General features: G+C 64.8%; 5 protein-coding genes. All 5 read left to right on the top strand.

Translation table 11 applies throughout. The annotated features are described in order from the left end of the window. A partial coding sequence (locus tag VL752_RS19550) for an IclR family transcriptional regulator (protein WP_325357858.1) occupies positions 1-769 on the top strand: 769 nt, incomplete at its 5' end. 219 nt (positions 770-988) lie between these two features. Further along, positions 989-1672: a cysteine hydrolase family protein gene (locus tag VL752_RS19545; RefSeq protein WP_325357856.1), complete on the top strand. Its 684-nt coding sequence runs from the start codon at positions 989-991 to the stop codon at positions 1670-1672. A gap of 11 nt (positions 1673-1683) precedes the next feature. Further along, positions 1684-2709 (top strand): ABC transporter permease, encoded by a 1026-nt coding sequence (locus VL752_RS19540; RefSeq protein WP_325357854.1) that lies wholly within the window; start codon positions 1684-1686, stop codon positions 2707-2709. A gap of 3 nt (positions 2710-2712) precedes the next feature. Continuing rightward, positions 2713-3564: an ABC transporter permease gene (locus VL752_RS19535; protein WP_325357852.1), complete on the top strand. Its 852-nt coding sequence runs from the start codon at positions 2713-2715 to the stop codon at positions 3562-3564. Beyond that, positions 3561-4105 (top strand): ABC transporter ATP-binding protein (locus tag VL752_RS19530; protein WP_325357851.1); only part of this gene is annotated, 545 nt, incomplete at its 3' end. The genes VL752_RS19535 and VL752_RS19530, both read left to right, overlap by 4 nt.

The following is a 4105-nucleotide window of genomic DNA, read 5'->3' as shown; positions in this document are numbered from 1 at the left end:
TGACGTGCCGGGCACGGCCGTCATCTCCAAGGTGATGCGCCTGCTGCAAGCGATCTCGGATGCGCCGTCTGGCACCACCGTCGCCGAACTCTGCCGGGCCACCGGCTATCCACGCCCGACAGTGCACCGCCTGCTCGGCGTGCTCGCCCAGGAAGGCATGGTGGGGAGCGAGGGCTTGCGCGGCCGCGTGCTGCTCGGGCCCCGCCTCGTGAGCCTCGCCTATCGCGCCTGGCACGGGTCAGACCTCAGGCGCCGGGCCCTGCCACATCTCGCCGCGCTCCGTGACGAGACGGACGAGACCGTGCATCTGGCCGTGCCCAGCGCTGGCGAGATGGTCTATATCGACAAGCTCGAAAGCCGGCGCGCCGTGCGCATGGCATCGCGCATCGGCACGCGTGTCTCGCTGCATTCGAGTTCCGTCGGCAAGGCCTTTCTGGCAAGCCTTCCGGAGACGGAAAGCGAGGCGCTGATCGCGAATCTGGCCATGCCGGCCTTCACGCCCCACACGCTGACGGATCAGGCGGCCCTGAAGGCAGAGATCGCGGCGACACGCAGGCGCGGCTATGCGACCGACCTGCAGGAGAACGAACTCGACATCTGCTGCTATGGCGGCGCCATTCGAGGGGTAGCGGGCAGCCCCATCGGCTGCATCAGTATCAGCATGCCGCGCTACCGCTTTGAGAGCCAGGACCCGACCCGTTTCGCCGAGGCGCTGCATCGCTGCACCGGTAACATTGCCGCGGCAATGCTGAGTCCAGCGTCAGACTGAGCGAAATTCGCGCGACAGCAGCGGTTTAGACCAGGCTTCGCCGCCACCTCATTGCCACCTGACAGCGCTCCCGAAACCGTTCGGCATTTTTCGTTCCAGGCTGCTTAAGGCCAGGGACCCGCCCCCGGCGGCTTATGAACACCAAGGTGCGAGCCGCGATCTGTGGCGAGAACTCACGGACCGGCCAAGGTTGGCATGACTCTTGATAGGTTTCGGGTCATGACCGCACCGATCCAGGCCGATCCCTACCCCTTTCCCTATGATGGCGCGATCAGCCCGGTCGATACCGCGCTGGTCATCATCGACATGCAGACGGATTTTTGCGGTTTCGGCGGTTATGTCGATCGGATGGGCTACGATCTCTCGCTCACCCGTGCACCGATTTCACCGATTTCCCGCCTGCTCGCCGCCATGCGGGGCGCTGGCTACCCGATCATCCATACGCGGGAAGGACACCGGCCGGACCTGTCGGACCTGCCCGCCAATAAACGCTGGCGCTCTCGCCGCATCGGCGCCGGCATCGGCGATGACGGGCCTTGCGGCAAAATCCTCGTCCGCGGCGAGCCGGGGTGGGAGATCATCCCCGAACTTGCCCCCCAGCCGGGCGAGATGGTCATCGACAAGCCGGGTAAGGGTTCCTTTTACGCCACCGACCTGGAGCTGCTGCTGCGCACCAAGGGCATTCGCAATCTGATCCTGACCGGCATCACCACCGATGTCTGCGTCCATACGACCATGCGCGAAGCGAACGACCGCGGCTTCGAATGCCTCATCCTCTCGGATTGCTGTGGCGCCACGGATGCCGGCAATCATGCGGCCGCTCTGAAGATGGTGACGATGCAAGGCGGCGTATTCGGCGCAGTCGCGGAGAGCCACGCCGTGCTCGCGGCACTCTCCTCCTAGAACCAGCGAAGATGATCCGCTTCCTGCGCATTGCCGGGCGCCGGCTGCTCGGCGCGGTACCAAGCCTCATCGGCGTCATCATCGTGACCTTCCTGCTCTCCCACGCGCTGCCCGGGGACCCCGCCGTACTCTTCGCCGGACCGGCCGCGGATGCCGCTTCCGTCGCGCAGGTTCGCGCGCATCTCGGGCTCGACCACAGCCTGCCGCAGCAATTTCTCACTTATGTCTGGCAGCTCGCCCACGGCGATCTCGGCCAGTCTCTGACAACCGGCCAACCGGTATTGACCGATCTGATGGAGCGGCTGCCGGCCTCGCTGGAACTCACGCTTGTCGCGCTAATCTTCGCCATCGGCGTCGCCGTGCCGCTCGGAATCTGGGCCGCGACCCGGCCGAACAGCTGGGTCGACCATCTTTGCCGCGGCACAGTGACGATCGCGGCTGCCTTCCCGACCTTCTTCGTGGCGCTCCTGCTGGTCTATGTCTTCTACTTCCTGATCCCGCTGGCGCCCGAACCGGTGGGCCGCTTGAACGACGTCTATTTCGATGCACCGACGACGATCACCGGCTTCTATCTGATCGATTCGATTCTCGAAGGAAACTGGCAGACTTTCGCCGGATCCCTGGCCCAGATCATCCTGCCGGCGATCTCGCTGGGCCTCTTCGCACTCGCCCCCATCGCCCGCATTACCCGTGCGGCCATGCTGCAGACCTTGGCGAGCGACCATGTCCGGACCGCACGCGCCTGCGGTCTTTCCCGCCGGCGTATTCTCATTACCTATGCGCTGCGCAACGCCATGCTGCCGGTCGTCAATGTTCTCGGCATGGTCTTCTCCTTCGTCCTCGGCTCCAATGTGCTGATCGAGGACGTCTACGGCTGGCCGGGCGTCGGCGCCTATGCCGTGAAGGCCGTGATCTCCTCCGACTATGCCGCCGTGCAGGGCTTCATCCTGATGATGGCCGTGCTCTACATCCTGCTCAATCTCGTGGTCGATCTGGTCAGTATGATCGTCGATCCACGCGTGCGGTTCGAGGGCTGAGCGATGAGTAGTTCGACCCTGGTCAGCCGCACACGTTACGCGGTCGCCGAAAACAAGCTGACGCTTCTGGCGGCAATCCTCTTCGCGCTGCTCATTTTCTGCGCGATCTTCGGACAGATGCTGGCGCCTTACGGGCCGCTCATGACCAATGAGAGTGCCCGCATGCAGCCGCCCTCCTGGGCGCATCTCTTCGGCACCGACGCGCTGGGGCGGGACATCTTCAGCCGCGTGCTGATCGCGACCCGCCTCGACCTCGGCATGGCGATCTCGGCGGTGGTCATTTCCTTCGTGGTCGGCACCGGGCTTGGCGCCATCGCGGGCTATTGGGGCGGCTGGGTGGATGCGATCTTCGGCCGGGTCATGGATACCATCATGGCCTTCCCGCTGTTCGTGCTCGCCATGGGGATCGTCGCGGCGCTGGGCAACAACGTCACCAACATCATCATCGCGACGGCGGTGATCAATCTGCCCTTCTACGGCCGCTTCGCGCGCGCCGAAGTGAACGTTCGGCGCGACCTCGCTTATGTCGAGGCCGCACGCATGGGCGGCAACGGCGCCATCCGCATCCTCTACGGCCATATCGTGCGCAATATCCTGCCCACGATGCTGGTGCAGGCCTCGCTCAACATGGGCTGGGCGATCCTGAATGCGGCCGGCCTCTCCTTTATCGGCCTCGGCGTCCGGCCGCCGACGCCGGAATGGGGGATCATGGTCTCGGAAGGGGCGAGCTTCATCATTTCCGGCGAGTGGTGGACCTTCGTCTTCCCCGGCGGCGCTCTCGTCATTGCCGTCTTCTGCTTCAACCTTCTCGGTGATGGCTTGCGCGATATCGTCGACCCGCGGCGCCGTACATGAGCGCGGCCCTGCTCACGGTCGAGGACCTCGTGCTCGACTTCCGCACCCGCAGCGGCATGGTTCATGTACTGGACGGGATTTCCCTAAGCTTAGGGCGAGGGGAAATCCTCGGCGTCGTGGGCGAGAGCGGCTCGGGCAAATCCGTGCTAGCCTATGCGATGATGGGCCTGTTGGACCCGGCGGCCCAGATCCCGCGTGGCGGCATCCGCTTCGCTGGGCGGGACATGCTGACGGAAAGCGAGCGATCGCTCGCCGAGACGCGTGGGCGGGAGATCGCGATGATCTTCCAAAGCCCGCGCACCGCTTTGAACCCCATCCGGCGGATCGGCGCACAGGTGCAGGATGTACTCCTGCGACATGCCAATATCTCCAAGAAAGAGGCACGCCGCCGTGCCATCGAGGCTTTGGCGCGTGTCCGCATTCCCGATCCCGAGCGGCGGTTCGACGCCTATCCTTTCGAACTTTCGGGCGGTCTCTGCCAGCGCGTGATGATCGCCATGGCCATGGCCTGCGACCCCTATCTGCTGATCGCGGACGAGCC

The sequence above is a fragment of the Acidisoma sp. genome (genome assembly GCF_035492295.1).
Classification (GTDB): domain Bacteria; phylum Pseudomonadota; class Alphaproteobacteria; order Acetobacterales; family Acetobacteraceae; genus Acidisoma.
The sequence above is the reverse complement of the archived record's forward strand: the minus strand, read 5'-3'. Positions and strand labels throughout refer to the sequence as shown.